The 16232-nt window shown below is 63.1% G+C and carries 15 protein-coding genes; 5 read left to right on the top strand and 10 right to left on the bottom strand.

Annotated features, from left to right (window positions below; all coding sequences use genetic code 11):
* Positions 1-121: 121 nt before the first annotated feature.
* Positions 122-1129 carry a sugar kinase gene (locus EKO19_RS08060; protein WP_129775812.1) on the top strand — a complete coding sequence of 336 codons (1008 nt, stop codon included), beginning with the start codon at positions 122-124 and terminating at the stop codon, positions 1127-1129.
* Positions 1130-1362: 233 nt separating this feature from the next.
* Positions 1363-2793 (top strand): aldehyde dehydrogenase family protein, encoded by a 1431-nt coding sequence (locus EKO19_RS08055; RefSeq protein ID WP_129775811.1) that lies wholly within the window; start codon positions 1363-1365, stop codon positions 2791-2793.
* Positions 2794-2804: 11 nt separating this feature from the next.
* Here the strand turns inward: EKO19_RS08055 and EKO19_RS08050 are convergent, their stop codons facing one another.
* From EKO19_RS08050 to EKO19_RS38205, 8 genes are all read right to left on the bottom strand, one after another.
* The gene (locus EKO19_RS08050) at positions 2805-3494 is read right to left on the bottom strand and encodes a hypothetical protein (RefSeq protein WP_129775810.1); all 690 of its coding nucleotides are present in this window, start codon (positions 3492-3494) and stop codon (positions 2805-2807) included.
* Between the two features lie 1053 nt (positions 3495-4547).
* Positions 4548-4988 (bottom strand): hypothetical protein, encoded by a 441-nt coding sequence (locus EKO19_RS08045; protein ID WP_129775809.1) that lies wholly within the window; start codon positions 4986-4988, stop codon positions 4548-4550.
* A gap of 12 nt (positions 4989-5000) precedes the next feature.
* Positions 5001-6260: an SAM-dependent methyltransferase gene (locus EKO19_RS08040; protein ID WP_129775808.1), complete on the bottom strand. Its 1260-nt coding sequence runs from the start codon at positions 6258-6260 to the stop codon at positions 5001-5003.
* The gene (locus EKO19_RS08035) at positions 6257-7054 is read right to left on the bottom strand and encodes a DUF1365 domain-containing protein (protein WP_129775807.1); all 798 of its coding nucleotides are present in this window, start codon (positions 7052-7054) and stop codon (positions 6257-6259) included. Before EKO19_RS08035 ends, EKO19_RS08040 begins: the two co-directional genes overlap by 4 nt.
* A gap of 28 nt (positions 7055-7082) precedes the next feature.
* Positions 7083-8372, bottom strand: coding sequence for an NAD(P)/FAD-dependent oxidoreductase (locus tag EKO19_RS08030; RefSeq protein WP_129775806.1), 1290 nt, complete (start codon positions 8370-8372; stop codon positions 7083-7085).
* A gap of 36 nt (positions 8373-8408) precedes the next feature.
* Positions 8409-9374 (bottom strand): acyl-CoA desaturase, encoded by a 966-nt coding sequence (locus EKO19_RS08025; protein ID WP_129775805.1) that lies wholly within the window; start codon positions 9372-9374, stop codon positions 8409-8411.
* Between the two features lie 63 nt (positions 9375-9437).
* A complete protein-coding gene (locus EKO19_RS08020) occupies positions 9438-10895 on the bottom strand; it encodes a cryptochrome/photolyase family protein (RefSeq protein ID WP_129775804.1) in 1458 nt (485 codons plus the stop codon).
* A 107-nt stretch (positions 10896-11002) separates the two neighbouring features.
* On the bottom strand, positions 11003-11347 hold the full coding sequence (locus EKO19_RS38205) for a DUF6763 family protein (protein WP_157995165.1): 345 nt from the start codon (positions 11345-11347) through the stop codon (positions 11003-11005).
* Between the two features lie 197 nt (positions 11348-11544).
* Here EKO19_RS38205 and proB point away from each other — a divergent pair, with 197 nt between their 5' ends.
* The 3 genes from proB to EKO19_RS08000 all read left to right on the top strand — a co-directional run bounded on the left by proB (position 11545) and on the right by EKO19_RS08000 (position 14972).
* Complete coding sequence (proB, locus tag EKO19_RS08010) at positions 11545-12690, top strand: glutamate 5-kinase (protein ID WP_129775803.1); 1146 nt, start codon at positions 11545-11547, stop codon at positions 12688-12690.
* 376 nt (positions 12691-13066) lie between these two features.
* On the top strand, positions 13067-14476 hold the full coding sequence (locus tag EKO19_RS08005) for a sensor histidine kinase (RefSeq protein ID WP_129775802.1): 1410 nt from the start codon (positions 13067-13069) through the stop codon (positions 14474-14476).
* Between the two features lie 25 nt (positions 14477-14501).
* On the top strand, positions 14502-14972 hold the full coding sequence (locus EKO19_RS08000) for a response regulator (protein WP_129775801.1): 471 nt from the start codon (positions 14502-14504) through the stop codon (positions 14970-14972).
* 48 nt (positions 14973-15020) lie between these two features.
* Here the strand turns inward: EKO19_RS08000 and EKO19_RS07995 are convergent, their stop codons facing one another.
* Entirely contained in the window at positions 15021-15335 is a 315-nt protein-coding gene (locus tag EKO19_RS07995) for a hypothetical protein (RefSeq protein WP_129775800.1), read from the bottom strand.
* Positions 15336-15389: 54 nt separating this feature from the next.
* Positions 15390-16202: an SDR family NAD(P)-dependent oxidoreductase gene (locus EKO19_RS07990; RefSeq protein ID WP_129775799.1), complete on the bottom strand. Its 813-nt coding sequence runs from the start codon at positions 16200-16202 to the stop codon at positions 15390-15392.
* Between the last annotated feature and the right edge of the window lie 30 nt (positions 16203-16232).

Here is a 16232-nt window from a genome sequence, read left to right as displayed (position 1 = left end):
CTCACTGTCGGCCGGCAAGACACTCCCTTTGGTATTCTTGCAACACGCGTCACCAAGCCTGATCCGCTTACAATCTTGCTGCAGTGCTCCTCTTCACACTTCTCACGGAACCTCCGCCCGCATGAAACCGGCCATCGTTTGCTTTGGCGAAGTGCTGTTACGTTTGTCATCGCCGGGCAAGGAATTGCTGTTGCAATCGCCCCGATTCGATGCACACATCGGCGGCGCTGAAGCGAATGTTGCAGTTTCATTGCATAAATTCGGTCATCGCACGCGTGTGATCAGCGCGCTGCCGGATTCGACGCTCGGCCGCGCCTGCGCGGATGAATTGCGTCGTCATGGCGTCGAAACCGACTCCATTCATTTTGGCGATGGCCGCATGGGAATGTATTTCCTCACGCACGGCGCAGGTCATCGCCCCGCGGAAGTGCTCTACGATCGCGCCAATTCGGCTTTCGCGATCGCGCCGCCAGCCACTTATGACTGGGCATCGTTGCTGACAAACGCGCGTTGGTTGCATGTTTCAGGCATCACTCCCGCCGTGAGCAGCGCCACTGCCGAAGCTGCTTCACAAGCGATGCAAGCGGCGCGCAACGCCGGCGTGCAAATTTCATTCGACTGCAATTTCCGCGCTCGTCTGTGGGGCTCGCGTGCGCCCGAGGCTCCACAACTGTTGACTCGTCTATGTGCGCAGGCCGATGTGATATTCGGTGACGACCGCGACATCGGATTCATGCTCGGCTTCAAAGGATCGGCGACAGATGTCAGACGCGAGGCGGCCGATGTCGCTTTTAAAACATTCAACAACCTGCGCTACATCGTCTGCACCGAACGCGCGCGTCACAGCGTCGACGTTCAGCAACTGACCGGGCTACTGTTCGACTCGAAGAACACCTACACCAGCCGCTCCTATCCCCTGCACAGCATCGTGGACCGCATCGGCGGCGGCGACGCGTTCGCCGCCGGCGTTCTGCATGGGCTGCTGACCGGCATGACCCCGCAGGCCTCGATCGACTTCGGCGCGGCGGCGGGCTGCCTGAAGCACTCCATTCCGGGCGATTTCAATCTGCTGGGCGTGGCCGACGTGGAACTGCTGTTATCCGAGAAAGGCGGCGACGTGCGCCGTTGAGCCGCTGCTTCAATGACTCGGGATCGGGCATCCTGCCACGCCCCCTCGTGCGAGCTCGCAAAAAGGCGTGACTTTTCGCTGCTCGCCGCCGCTTGCAGCGGCTGGGTACCTCCAGGTACCCAGGGCGGATCTGGTTGGACCAGGGTATGATTCAGCTCCCTTTTGCGCCGTCACCCGGCCCGACTTCGCGGGTCGTTCTGGTGTGCGGATCGCGCCCATCTGGCGGAGGACACATGTACGAGTTCAAGCGGTTTTATATCGATGGCGCCTGGGTGACCCCGCCGGGCCGTCGCGAGCTGGCGGTCATCAATCCGGCCACTGAACAGGAAGTCGGCAAGATCATGCTCGGCACGGCCGAGGACGTGAACGTCGCCGTGAAAGCCGCGCGCGCGGCTTTCGAAACGTATTCGCAAACGACACGTGAAGAGCGCATCGAACTGCTCGAGCGCATCATCAAGGGTTACAAGGCCCGCATGCAGGACATCGCGCAGGCGATCTCCGATGAGATGGGCGCACCGATGAAGTTCGCGCTGAACGCACAGGCCGGCAGCGGCCTCGGCCATTTCATGTCGACGCTCGCCGCGCTCAAGGAATTCGAGTTCGAGGAGACATTGGGCACGACCATGATTCGTCGCGAACCGGTCGGCGTGTGCGGCCTGATCACCCCGTGGAACTGGCCGCTCAATCAAATCGGCTGCAAAGTCGCTCCCGCCTTGGCCGCCGGCTGCACGATGGTGCTCAAGCCCAGCGAAGTCGCGCCGCTCAGCGCGCACATCTTTGCCGAGGTCATGCACGAAGCCGGCGTTCCGAAAGGCGTGTTCAACATGATCGACGGCGACGGCCCGACCGTGGGCGAGGCGTTGTCGCGTCATCCGGACATCGACATGATGTCCTTCACCGGCTCGACGCGCGCGGGCGTGCAAGTCGCGAAGGCGGCGGCGGACACGGTGAAGCGTGTGTCGCAGGAACTCGGTGGCAAATCGGCCAACATCATTCTGGAAGATGCCGATCTGAACGCGGCGGTGAAGAGCGGCGTGTTGTCGATGATGTCGAACACGGGTCAGTCGTGTAACGCACCGTCGCGCATGCTGGTGCCGAAGAAGCTGTACGAAGAAGCGGTGAATATCGCCAAGAGCGTCGCGTCCAAGCCGGTCGTCGGCGATCCGAAGAAAGAGGGCGTCACCATGGGCCCGGTGGCCAACAAGACCCAGTTCGAAAAGATCCAGCGCCTGTTGCAAACCGGCATCGACGAAGGCGCCACCGCGGTGATCGGCGGCCCGGGCCGCCCGGATGGCATCGACAAGGGCTATTTCATCAAGCCGACGGTGTTCGCGAACGTCAACAACACGATGACCATCGCACGCGAAGAGATCTTCGGCCCGGTACTGGTGATGATTCCGTACGAGACCGAGGAAGAAGCGGTGCGCATCGCCAATGACACGGTCTACGGGTTGTCGGGCTATGTTTATTCCGGCGACATCGAGCACGCCCGCAAAGTCGGGCGCCGCCTGCGCACCGGCATGGTTCACTTGAATGGCGCCTCGACCGATGTGAACGCGCCGTTCGGCGGTTATAAACAATCGGGCAACGGCCGCGAGTGGGGCAAGGAAGGCCTCAAGGAATTCCTCGAGGTCAAGGCAATGATGGGTTACTCGGCGACCTGACGGCCCGCCGTTTACTGCAAGGGTCCGTGATCCGGATTGGCTTCCGGCACGGGCCCGGTGCGGCGATCGTACAGGCGCCGCACTTTGATGCCCGACAGCTCGCTGTCACCGCTCCAGTTCATCAGATATTCGAGCTGGCCGCTCTTGGTCAGCCGAAACTTCTCCAGCGCCCGCGGCCCGCTGCGAACGCGGCGCTCGATGACAAACCACTCGCCTTCCCAACCGACCCAGGAATCGGCGAGCTGCCCCTCCGGCATCGACACCTGCGTATGACTGCCCGCCTGCACCCGCCGTGAGTCGACGGCGGAAAGCACATCGAAGCGGCCTGGCTCGACTTGTTTGATTTCCAGCGTGGGACTGACACCGAGCATCCGCCGGAGATTCTCCTCCTGCTGCTTCTGCCAGGGCCGCGGCCCGCGACGACGATTGCCGTTTTCATCGGGGGGCGGGGCGTCGGCGTCGATGGGGGGAGGCACATTGGCGGGCCAGGACTCTTCTTCCCGGCGCCGCATGCGATCGAATCGCTCCCACTCCTTGGCCTGCTTCGCTGTCAGCAAAGCCTCGGGATCGTCGCTGGCCGAGGTATTCAAGATCCAGAAACCCGTGAGGTCAATGGGTTTCTTGGGAGCGGCCGCGTAATCCGCCAACGCCAGCACGGACCACGAGCACAGCACGAGTGCGCAGAGAGATCGGATTGACACGGGGACTCGGGCGTTATGGAAGATGAATTGGGCCGCTGTTGGGTCAGCTTAAAGATTGACCCTTGTTGGGGCAACCGCGTTCCCTCGGAACCGGACTCGGAGCCGGAGTCGGATTCGGATTCGGAGGCGTCGGTGGTCCGGCGTCGCCAGGGTGGGGGATCTCCTCCCCGGCACCGCGACACACGCCTGCGCACGCTTCGCTCCCGCTGTCGCGGGCGCCCTGCTGCACATTGCCCTGCGCAGTCCTGCTCCGGGCAAGCCCAGGGTGCACATCCATGTACACCCGCTCGGCGGAGCGAAGCCGTGCTTCGCCGAAAGGCCCCGCCGAGCCCCTGTGGCTGCTATAGGACCGCCATCCCTGGCGGATCCAATTGCCGGGGAGGAGATCCCCCACCCTGCCGCCGCCCTCAACGTCACCTGCGCGTTGCGCGTGACGCTCTTCCGACCGTGCGACCGTCAGTTGTGAATTTGAGCATGCGCGTTGTAGAGCTGGCGTTGCGGCCGCGCTTGAGCGCAGCCGCCGCTGTCGCTGCTATAACGATCGAGCTCAATTCAGCAGCTAACCTCGGTCACTGCTACATCGATCGAGCTCAACTCAACAGCTAACCTCGGTCGCTGCTACATCGATCGAGCCTTAATTCACAAGCTAACCCCGGAAGAGCGGCCGCGCCCCAACGCGGCCGCAACGCCGGCTCGACAACGAGCAGACGCTAAGGCACGCACCAAGGGTCGCAGGGTCGGAGAAGAGTCACGCGCGAATGCGCTGTGACATCGCGGCGGCGGCGGGAGTGACCTACCTCGTCCCGGCAGCTTTGCGGCACAGGGACGGGGCCGCAACAGCAGGGCTCACCATGGACGTGCGCCAAGGAGCGCATTGCGCGACGGGCGGCGCCCGGTGCCGGGACGAGGTAGGTCACTCCCGGCGACGCGGACCACCCACGCCTCCGGCAGCAACGCCGAAAGTAGACAGACCGGGGTGACTCGGACCACCGACGCCTCCGACAGCAACTCCGAAAGTAGACAGACCGCGGCGACGTGGACCACCGACGCCTCTTAATCCGACTCCGACTCCGACTCCGACGAGGCCGCAATCTCACCCAGCTCCGCAGCAGACATCGCGCGGCTCTCAACAACCTGCGAGCCCTGAAGCACGCAAAGAAAACTCCGTTCCATCCCCGGCCCATCGCCAGGTTTAGCCACAAACGGTTTAGCCGTACCGCCGATCAAATGCTCCGCCCCAGAGCGCCGGTCCAGCGTCACATCGAATCGATAGCGCAGCTCGAACACGCGCGTATCGAGCAGATGCTTCTGACAAAACAGCTGCGGACAAATCCGGGCCGCGGTCTCGTCTTCGATGGGATCGCAGCCCTTCACCACGACCGCCTTCTTCGAACGCAGCAGCTCAGGCTCGCCCAAATTGCCGAGCAGCCAGAACAGCCCGGACAGAGCGATGCCGAAGACTCCGGCGAAGATGGCGAGGCGTAGCGGCAGCATGTGCCGCGAACTTTACCCGCGCCAGCCGGGCTTCACCATCAACATGTGTACGTCACCGAGTTGCCGCTCGGCGAAGCCGCCTTCGCAGTAGCAGAGGTAGTAGTCCCACAGGCGGATGAACTCTTCGGGATAGCCGAGTGCGCGGACCTTGCCGATGTTGGCGAAGAAGTTCTCGCGCCACATGCGCAATGTCGTGGCGTAGTGCGGGCCGATGTCTTCGAGGTGATAGACCTTCATGTCCGTCGATCGCGTCACCGCGTCTGTAATCGCCGTGACGCACGGAATGAAGCTGCCCGGGAACACGAAGCGCTGGATGAAGTCCACGCTCTTCAGGGCATCGTTATAAATCTGGTCCTGGATGGTGATGGCCTGGATCAACATCGCGCCGTTCGGTTTCAACAGTGAGGCGCACTTGGCAATGTAAGTATCCAGGAACTGATGCCCCACGGCCTCGATCATCTCGATCGACACCAGCTTGTCGTACTGCCCCGCCAGATCGCGGTAATCATCCAGCCGCAGATCGATCCGATCGTTCAAGCCTTCAGCAGCTACACGCTCCTTGGCCAGCGCATACTGCTCTTTGGAGATCGTGGTCGTCGTAACACGGCAGCCGTACTTCTTCGCCGCGTAAATGGCCAACCCACCCCAGCCTGTGCCGATCTCGACCAGATGATCGGACGGTTTCAATTGCAGCTTCCGGCACACCGCCTCGAACTTCGCCAGTGAAGCTTCCTTCAACGTCGCTTCCGGCGCTTCGAAGATGCCGCACGAGTAAGCCATCGTGTCGTCGAGGAACAGTTGGAAGAAATCGTTGCCCAGGTCGTAGTGGGCCGCGATGTTCTTGCGGCTGCCATCCTTGGAGTTGCGGTTCATCCAATGGAAGATCCGTCGCAGCGGCGACGTCAAGAAGGCGAGGCCGCCTTCCATGGTCTGCATGATCTCCCGGTTCAACACCATGATACGAACCAGCGCCGTGAGGTCGTCGCTGCGCCAGTGGCCGTGAATGTAAGCCTCGCCCGCGCCGGTCGTGCCGCCGAACGCAGCGTCGGCCCAGAACTGGGGATGGACGACTTCGACTGTCGCGGACAGCGAGCATTCCGGCGTGGGCTTGCCGAAGCGATGCACCTCTCCGCCTTCGACGACGGCGATCTCGCCGTGCTTCAGATGTTTCAATTGACCGAGCAGCGCGTTGCGTCCGGTCCGTTGCAGCCAGGAGTCGCTGGCGACCAGGGCGGGCGCGTTCGGGAGGATCGACGGTCTTGCTGTTGTCATGGCGTCACGGTCCGGTTCGGGTGAGTGAAGAACGGCGTGCGTCGGAACCACAGGCGCAGGGCCTGCCAGTAAATCGCACCGGAAACTTTGGCGGTCATGAGCGGATATCGATACAGCGCCCGGGCGAGCGAGGCGCTGCAGATTTCCTCTCGTTGCAGCGTGAGCGTGGCGTCGAACACGCGGCGGGTGTGCCCGTCTTTTTGCTGCAGGTTATCCATGTGAATTCGCAGCTGTTCGCCCGGCGCGCTCAGGCGCCAGTCGTAGCTCATGTCCATGGGCCAGAACGGCGAGACATGAAATTCCTTGCCGAACTCGAAGCGCATCACGCTGTCGTTGCGCGTCGCCGAGGAAACGGGCAGCACGTACGCGTGGCGTTCCTTCCAGGGCGTGTTGGTGATTTCGGCGAGGATGGTCTGGACCTTCGTGCCGGTGCTGTCGAAGCAGTAGTAGAACGACACGGGGTTGAAGATGTAACCGAAGTAGCGCAGGTGCGAGAGCATGCGGATCGGGCCGTCCGGGCGGCGGCCGGTTTGCGCGGTGACGGTGCGGCGAACGGCTTCGTCGAGGCTCAGTTCGCCGTGCTCATCGTCGCCGTCGTTGAGGGTGTGGTGATAGTCGGAACGGTTGAAACGCGCCAGCGCCGGGCGACGAGTGGACCAGCACCAGTGGCGGTCGAACAGCTGCGGCAGCTCGGCCAGGTCCAGATACATCATGAACAGTTCGTAGCGGAACTGATGGCCGGCCGGTTCGTGCCGGCGGTGACGGACCCAGCCGTTATAGATACAACTTTCCATGGGCAGCTCGGGATGATTCGGCCGGATGTCAGGCGACGCTTGCCGTAACCGGCGGAGTGGTTTCGCCGCGCGACGTGAGATCCCACTGGAAGTGTTCCAGCGCGCGCATCGCGGTCACGACCCCATCTTCGTGAAAGCCGTAGCGCCAGTAGGCGCCACAGTAGTAAGTGCGCCGGGCGCCGTTCACTTCACGATGGCGTGCTTGCGCGGCGACGCCCTGAGGCAAATAAACCGGGTGGTGATACGCGATGCGCTGGATGATCTTGCTTGGGTTGATCGCGTCCGCGTGGTTCAGCGTGACCAGGAATTTGGTCGGCGCATCCAGCGTCTGCAGGGTGTTCATGTCGTAGGTCAGCGCGACCGGCTGCTGAGGATTCTTCAGCGCGTGATAGTTCCAGGCCGCGCGCGCCAACGGACGGCGCGGCAGCAGAGAAGTATCCGTGTGCAGGATCGCTTCGTTCGCGGCGTACGGAAATGCCTTCAGCACTTCCTGTTCCGCAGGCGACGGGTCGGTCAACATCTCGAGCGCTTGATCGCTGTGGCACGCGATGAAGACGTGGTCGAAGCGATGCACCTCGCCGTTGCGCGTACAGACCTCGACCTCATTGGCCCGACGCCGAACGCCTTCGATGGGCGTCGACAACCGAACGTCGGCCTTCATCGACGCCATCAGCTTGCGCACATATTCACGCGAGCCGCCTTTGACCGCCTGCCACTGCGGGCGGTTGTCGATGTTCAAGAAGCCGTGGCGCTCGAAGAAGTCCACGAAGAAGCGCGCCGGGAACGACAGCATCGCATCGGCCTCGGCGGACCAGATCGCGCGGCCCATCGGCAGGATGTAGCGCTCGGCGAACGATTTGGAGTAACCGTTGGCGCGCAGATACTCGCTCAACGTCAATTTGTCGTCCTGGGTCTTCAGCAGCGCGCGGGACTCACGATTGAAGCGCAGGATGTCGTAGATCATGCGCAGAAACGACGGGCTCACGAGGTTCGAGCGCTGTGCGAACAGCGCATTCAACGACGTGCCGTTGTACTCCAGGCCGGTGCGCTCACAGCGCAGGCTGAAGCTCATGTTCGACGGTTGCCACTGCACGCCCAGCTCGCGCAACATCGCGATGAAGTTGGGATAGGTCCAGTCGTTGAAAACGATGAAGCCGGTGTCGACGGCGTAGTGTTTGCCTTGCCAGTCGACGTCGACGGTGTTGGTGTGGCCGCCGGGGTAATCGCCCGCTTCGAATACGGTGACGTCGTGCTGCCGGCTCAGCCGCCAGGCGGCATAAAGTCCTGCGATCCCCGCGCCGATGACTCCGATGCGCATGATGATGTCCTGCCCGTAACGTTGTGGATGCTTGTTTTAGTGAGCTGGCGATCTGCGGGTGCGCGCGTCGCGCACCTCGCGAGGCACCGGCTTGAGATCCCAGACGATCCCGAACAGCGCCAGCACGCGCAGTCCGTAGTAAGTCAGGTCGATCTCCCACCAATAGAATCCCTGTCGCGTCGACACCGGATAGTGATGATGGTTGTTGTGCCAGCCTTCGCCGAACGTCAGCAGTGCCAGCCACAGGTTGTTGCGGCTGTCGTCGCTGGTCTCGTAACGGCGCTTGCCGAAGCGATGGCACAGTGAATTGATGGTGTAGGTGGCGTGATAAGTCACGACCGTCGAAACGAAGAAGCCCCACACCAGCATCTGCCATCGATCCGTGTGCAGGTTCGGCGCGGCGTGTTCGAGCAGCGCGCCGAGGCCGAACAAGCCGACCGCGAGGACGATCGGCACCAGGATGTCGAAACGGTCCAGCAGCTTCAGCTCGGGAAACTTCAGCAAGTCGCGGACGCGGGACAGGTCGGGTTGGAAATGACGGCGCGACAGGAACCAGCCCATGTGGCTCCAGAGAAAACTGCGCTGGACCGGCGAGTGAACGTCGTGCTCGGTGTCCGAGAACGCGTGGTGATGACGGTGGTGCGCAGCCCACCAGATCGGGCCGCGCTGCACGGCTGAAGCGCCGAGCAGAGCGAACACGAACTGGCCGGCGCGCGAAGTCTTGAACGAACGATGCGAGAAGTAGCGGTGGTAGAAGCCGGTGATCGCGAACATGCGGATCACATACATGCCGATGGCCATGCCGGCGGCGATCGGACTGACGCCGACGAACAGCACCGCCACACAGGCGAGGTGCATGCCGATGAAAGGAATCACGCGCATCCAGTCGACGTTGTCGATTTTGGAGGCGTCGTAATTGGCCAGGCCCGCGCGCACATCCAACCAGCTGGTCAGGCTGGTCCACAGCGTGCGGGGCGGTGCGCTTTCAGGGTTGGTGCTCATGGTCATGCGTCCTTGTGACGGATTTCGCATGAGCGACGAGCGGTGGATTCAATCGCTAATTCATTAACGCAGCTGGGAATAAACCTGAAGCGCGCGTTTGCGGGATTCCCCCAGGTCGAGCACGGGGCGGGGGTAGGTTTTGTCCAGTTCGACGCCGGCCCGCTGCAAAACCGCTGCCGGCGCGGCCCAGGGTTGATGAATCCATCGATCCGGCAAGCGCGCGAGCTCCGGGACCCAATGGCGGATGTAGCCGCGCAAGGGATCGAAGCGCTTGGCCTGCAAGACAGGATTGAAGATGCGGTAATAGGGCGCCGCGTCGGCGCCGCAGCCCGCGACCCATTGCCAGCCCAACGTATTGTTCGCCAGATCCGCATCGACCAGCGTCTCCCAGAACCAACGAGCGCCCTGCAGCCAGTGAATCTGCAGGTTCTTGGTTAGTACGGAGGCGGTGATCATTCGGATGCGGTTGTGCATCCAGCCGGTGCGCCACAGCTCGCGCATGCCGGCGTCCACCAGGGGGATGCCGGTGGCACCGCGCTGCCAGGCTCGCAGGTCGGCAGCGCTGCGCCGCCATTTCTGTTTGGCGAAGCGTTTGTCCAGGGGCGCGTCGGTCGTGTCCGGAAAATGGAACAGCAGGTGATGCGCGAACTCACGCCAACCGATCTGGCGCAGATAGCTGTCGGTTCCTTTGGCTTGCGACGCGCCGTGCCCGGAATGTCGGAGCATGGCGACAATCTGTCGCGGCCCGATTTCGCCGAAGTGCAAGTGGGGCGAGAGGCGCGAGGTCTCGACGCGGTCGGGTCGATCCCGGCCGGTCGGGTAGCTCGCGACGTGTTTGCCGAATTGCTTGAGTTGTCTGGCGGCACCGATTTCACCCGGCGTCCAACTTGCCGCCAGGCCTTCGTCCCAGGGGTTCTTGGGCAGGAGTTCGAGGTCATCGATGGCGACATGCGCGAGGCCGCGCGGGACGGGCGGCAATTTGCGCGGCGCCTTGCTCGGAGGCGGCAAGGTCGGCAACAGCTTTTCCACGGTGCGCCAGAAAGGGGTGAATACTCGATACGGCAGGCTTTGCTGGTTCAACACCGTGCCCGGCTCGAACAACAGCGCTCCGTTGCTTTGCTCGACTGACACCCCGTCATCGTCCAGCGCCGCGGCGACCCTGGCGTCGCGCTTCAATGCCGCCGGTTCGTAAAGCTTGTTCCAACAGACGAGCGTCGCGCCCGTTTTCCGGAGGCCATCGCGTAGCGCCGACAGTGAATCAGCAGCTTTCAGCACGATGAGCTGGCTGCCGATTTTGCGCAGTCCTGCGTCCAGTGCGACCAGGCTGTGATGCAGCCACCAGCGACTGGCCGCGCCCGGTGCCCAGGAAGCATCCTCGTCGGGCGAATAAACGAACACAGGCACCACGCGCTCGGCGTGTTCGAGAGCATGCAGTAGCGCGGGATTGTCGGTGAGGCGCAGGTCGCGCCTGAACCAGACGAGGGCGGTCTGGGCGGAAGCCGTTCGGCGGCGAGCGTTCACGAGGCCGCGATTACCGCTGTGCGATGGAAGGGGTTTGGGGATGACCGCGCCGCGTTAGACCGGGCGCGGTCGAGAAAGTGACCGTGGGAAGGGCGCGCGAGGGACGCTCAGGCGTCGTCCCGATCGTTGTAATCGTCATCGTCGTCGTCGAGGTCTTCATCCTCGTCGTCATCCCAATCGTCGTCGTCCTCGTCCCAATCGTCCTCGTCTTCTTCCTCTTCTTCCTCTTCGTCGTCTTCTTCCTCATCGTCCGAGGCCCAGCCTTCCGGCTCCTCGGCCTGTTCCAGGTCTAGCTCGTGCCAGGTATCGAGGTCGATTTCCTCGATATCGCCGTTCTCATACTGGACTTCGACCAACTCCTGGTCGGGATCCACGGACAGGACCTTGAAGACCTCGTTTTCTTCGAGATCCTCATACCATTTTCCCTGGACCGGGTCGTAATCTCTGGCCACGCACACACCTCAAACGACGAGAACCGGTGTATTCACCGGCGGCGGAATATTAGGGGCATTCTCAAAGACTGCCAAGTGAGTGAAACAAGCCTGGCGCGGTTTCCGACGGGGCGGATGGACGAGGGTTGGGCTGCTGCCTACACTCCCGCGCCCTTACACCCTTCATGCCAAGACGCCCACTACTCTTTATCCATGCCATGACGACGCCGTCACGAGTACCGACGTCCGCCCAGCCGCTGTTGCAGGCACGGCGTATCGTCATCAAGGTCGGTTCGGCCCTGCTGGCCGATCCCGCCAATGGCTCGGTCAAACGCGACTGGCTGGAGACGCTCGCCGCCGATATCGGTGTCTTGCGCCGGCGCGGTCAGGAGGTGCTGATCGTGTCCTCCGGCGCCGTCGCGTTGGGCCGCCGGCAGCTCGGACTCGCGCCAGGCAAGCTGAAGCTGGAAGAGAAGCAGGCGGCGGCGGCTGTCGGCCAGATCCGTCTGGCGCATGCCTGGACCGAAGTGCTCGAGCGCCACGAACTGAGCGTCGCGCAGATTCTGCTCACTCCCGGCGATACCGAGCAGCGGCGTCGGTACCTGAATGCGCGCAACACGCTGCGCATGTTGTTGAAGCTCGGCTCGGTGCCGGTCATCAACGAGAACGACACGGTTGCTACTGCCGAAATACGTTATGGTGACAATGACCGGCTGGCCGCGCGCGTCGCGCAGATGATCAGCGCGGATTGCCTGATTCTGTTGTCCGACGTCGACGGTCTGTACACGGCCGATCCCACGCGCGATCCCAACGCGCAATTCATTCCGGAAGTACGCGAGATCACGCCCGAAATCCAAGCCATGGCGGGCGGCTCCTCGTCCGCGGTCGGCACCGGCGGCATGGCGACGAAGATCACCGCGGCGAAAATTGCCGTCGGTGCAGGTTGTCATATGTGCGTGGCGCTCGGCCGCGAGTTGCATCCAGTAAAACGGATTGAAGAAGGCGTGCGTTGTAGCTGGTTCTATCCGTCCGCGAGTCCGTCGACCATGCGCAAGCAATGGATCGCGGGCACGCTGCAGCCGGCTGGCGAGATCTATGTGGACGACGGCGCGGCGGCGGCCCTCAGGCGCGGCAAAAGTCTGCTGCCCGCGGGCATGACTCGCATCGTCGGTCACTTTCAGCGAGGCGACGCGCTCATCGTGCGTGACGCTGCCGGCAAGGAGATCGCGCGTGGCCTGGTTGCCTATTCAAGTGCCGACGCCGAGCGATTGCTCGGACGCAAATCCAGTGAGATCCCGGCGCTGCTTGGATTTCACGGGCGCGATGAAATGATCCATCGCGACGATCTGGTGCTTACCAGCTAGGGCCTGCGAACACTCAGTTCATGGGCTGCGACGAGCTATGGCGGTTCAGGGCTAGGCGGGACGACCGCCGTGTACTCTCCGTACATAAGGGAGGAGCAACGACGGCCTGAACCGCCATAGCTCGTCCCATCTAAGCATATTTATTCATTGAACGGGTTGCGTCTCCCGATTCTCATGAAAACATGGGCCTGCCGCTGCGTTACAAAGCTTGCCCTCGCTACGCGAGGGCTGCGCTTTGCGCCTTGCTGCAGGCGATTGGAGGCGCAACGCAGCCCATGAACTGAGTGTTCGCAGGCCCTTACGCGGGTTTCGCCCGGCTGACGCCGTGTGCGAGTTTGCTAGTATCGACCGCTTGGACTCCCGTCCATCAGCGGATATGCAAGTCTTACAACAACTTTCCTTGCGCCGGAACCGCGCACTGACCGCGACTATTGCGCTCAGCTTTCTGTTGCTGTTGTGTTCGGCTGGGCTGACGTTTCATGTGTCGCGACAAGGCGTCAAGGCCGACGAGCTGGTCGTGCACACCATGGAAGTGCAGCGAGCACTCAATACGACGCTGCTCACGCTGGGCGGCGCCGAGTCGGGGCTGCGTGGGTTCCTGCTGACCGGTGACGAAGCGTTTCTCAAACCTCATCAAGAAGCGGGCGAACGGTTGCCCGCGCAGATGGCGACGTTGCGCGAACTGGTCGCGGACAATCCCCCGCAACTCGCCAATGTCGAGGCGATCACGCCGCTGATCGAGAAGCGACTGGCTGCCATCGACGGGGCCGTGGCCGCTTATCGTGAGGGGCGCCGTGCCGATGCCGTCGCCGCGCTTCAACGCATCGGCCTGCCGACATTGAACGACGTGCGCTCGCGCATCGAAGCGGCCACGGGATTCGAACAGAGATTGCTCACCGAGCGGCAACAAGCGGCCGCCACTCTGCGAGATCGTTTCACCAGCGCGGTCGTAGTGATGCTGCTCGCATGCGGCATGCTCGCGCTGTTCGCATTGGTCAGCGTGCGTCGGTATGTGGAAGCCGTTCGCGAAAATGGGTTGCGGGTCGCGACCCACAATACTGAGCTGGAACAGCGGGTGCAGACGCGCACGGAAGACCTGGCGAGGGTCGCCGAAGAAGCCAATCGCGAGCGTGCCAGAGCCGAGTCGCTGTTGACCGATGTCAATCATCGCGTCGGCAACAACCTGGCGCTGGTGTCATCGTTCCTGACGATGCAGCAGAGAGCGGTGAAGAACCCCGATGCGGCTCGTGCCTTGAGCGCCGCTCGCATGCGGGTGCAGGCCATCGCGTCGGCGCATCGCAAGCTGCGTCTCGGGGCGGACTTCGCCACGGTCAAGGTCAATGAGGTGCTCGGCGCGGTGCTCGAAGACATCAGCGCCGGACTGCCGCCGGGAGATTTGATCCGGATCCAGTGTCAGGTCGAACCGCTGGAGATCAACGCGCGCGATGCAGTGTCGCTCGGCGTGCTGACCAGCGAGCTGGTGATGAACGCGGTCAAGCACGCGTTCGCGCCCGGTGAGGCGGGCGAGGTCAACGTGGTGCTCGAGCATGGCGAGGACCGGGTTGCAATATTAGAAGTATCGGATGATGGAGTGGGCTGGCATGACAAACAGGTACAAGAAACAGGCGGTCTCGGCGCCAAGATCATCGACATGGTCGCGCGGCAGTTCGGCGGTCGCCCGGAGCGCACTGCTCGATTTCACGAGAGCGCTGCTGAGCCGGGACGACGGCCGGGCACGCGGATCCGGGTCAATCTCACCAAGCTCCAGGTCATGCCCGCTTCCTGAAGTCGTTCGCACCGGCAGCTCGCCGATGACGCGTCCGGCGGGGATGCGCGATCCGCGCATCCTGCTGTTTCCCGTCCGGCGCGCGCCGCATCGTGAAGGCGGCGACGGCACTGGCGCGCAAGGCGCGACCAAGGGCCCGATGTCGGGCATGACGGTGCTGGTGGTCGAGGACGATTTCATCGTCGCGTATGACATGCAGATGATGCTCGAGGAGCAGGGCGCGCGCGTGCTGGGGCCAGCGCACAGTCTTGCCGAGGCGAAGACATTGCTCGCGAAGGAGCAGCCGACCGTCGCCGTGCTGGACGTGAACCTCAACGGCGAGCATGTGTTTCCGCTGGCCGACGAACTGCGCGCGAAGGATGTGCCGTTTCTGTTCGCGACGGCGTACGCCGACGATGATCGGCTGTTCCCGCAGGCCGTTCGCAGCGCGCCGCGCCTGGCGAAGCCGGTGCTGCCGAACGTGCTGATCGCGCAGCTGATGCGGCTCAAGCCCTGACCCGAAGGCTGTGCAATCGAGCACAGCCGGGGAAATCCCGCGGGATCGTCAGTGCGTCGTCGAATCGCGTCGGTTGACCGGGATGTCGACGTAACGCGAGGCCGGTGCGTCGCTGGCGGGGAAGGTCTCCTTGAGCGACTCATCGACCATCGCCTCATCGGCGGCGATCGGATTGCGGACCCGGTAACGCCGCGCGATGCCCTTGATGGCCGGCATCGCGATCAAGGCCAGCGCGCCTAGCAGCAGGATGGACTCGGCCGCGTCGAATGCCGCCGAGCGTCGCCGCGAACGGCCAGCATCGGAAATCCAATCATCGTCATCGAGATCGTCGTCGTCATCGCGATAGCGCTCGTAGTCGCGCATGAGCGTTCTCCGTTAGTGTCTTAGCCAGACGCTCTGCCCGCGGGCGGGGTTCCGTCAGGGCACTCGGGGCGGGACGATGGGGTGCGAGCTGGACAGGCCGCCGTCCACCGGGAAGGCCTGACCGTTGACGTATGACGCCGCGTCCGACGCCAGGAACAGCGCCATGCGCGCGATTTCGATGGGTGCGCCGGCGCGCCGCAACGGGTTGAGCTGGCCGATCTTGTTGTCGGTGCCGCGTGCCCGGGCCTGTTCGAAGATGGGTTTGGTCATGCCGGTCTCGATCAGGCCGGGGCAAATGGCATTGATACGTACGCCGCTGCCGGACAGCTGATACGCCGTCGTTTGCACCAGGCTGATGACGCCCGCTTTGCTGGCGCTGTATGGCGACCCGCCCGCGCCCGAGCGGAGGCCGGCCACCGAGGCGGTGCAGATGATCGAGCCCCGCTTGCGCGGTGTCATCACCCGGGCCGCATGTTTGACGGCGAGGAACGTGCCGACCAGGTTGATGGTCAGCACTTGCAGCCAATGTTCCGGAGTCTGTTCGTTGAGCGGCACCAGGCCGCCGCTGATGCCGGCGTTCGCGAAACAAACATCGAGCGCGCCATACTCCCGGACCGCCGCGTCGATGGCCTCCGAAATATTCGATTCCTGCGACGAATCGCTGACGATCGCGGTTGCGCGCCCGTTCTCTTTGCGGATTGTGGCTACTGTGTCTTCCACTTCAGCCGCGCGATCCAAGGCGACCACCGCGGCACCCGCCTGCGCGAACACGATGGCACTGGCCCGGCCGATGCCGCTCGCGGCACCGGTGACCAGTGCGACTTTGCCTTTGAGCTGACCTTCGACCGCGGGATCGGGAATTTGCATGGGACCTGCACCGGTAGTGACGCGTTTTTT

This window comes from Peristeroidobacter soli (genome assembly GCF_004138485.1).
GTDB classification, from domain to species: Bacteria; Pseudomonadota; Gammaproteobacteria; order Steroidobacterales; family Steroidobacteraceae; genus Steroidobacter; species Steroidobacter soli.
This window is presented reverse-complemented; position numbering and strand designations above follow the sequence as displayed.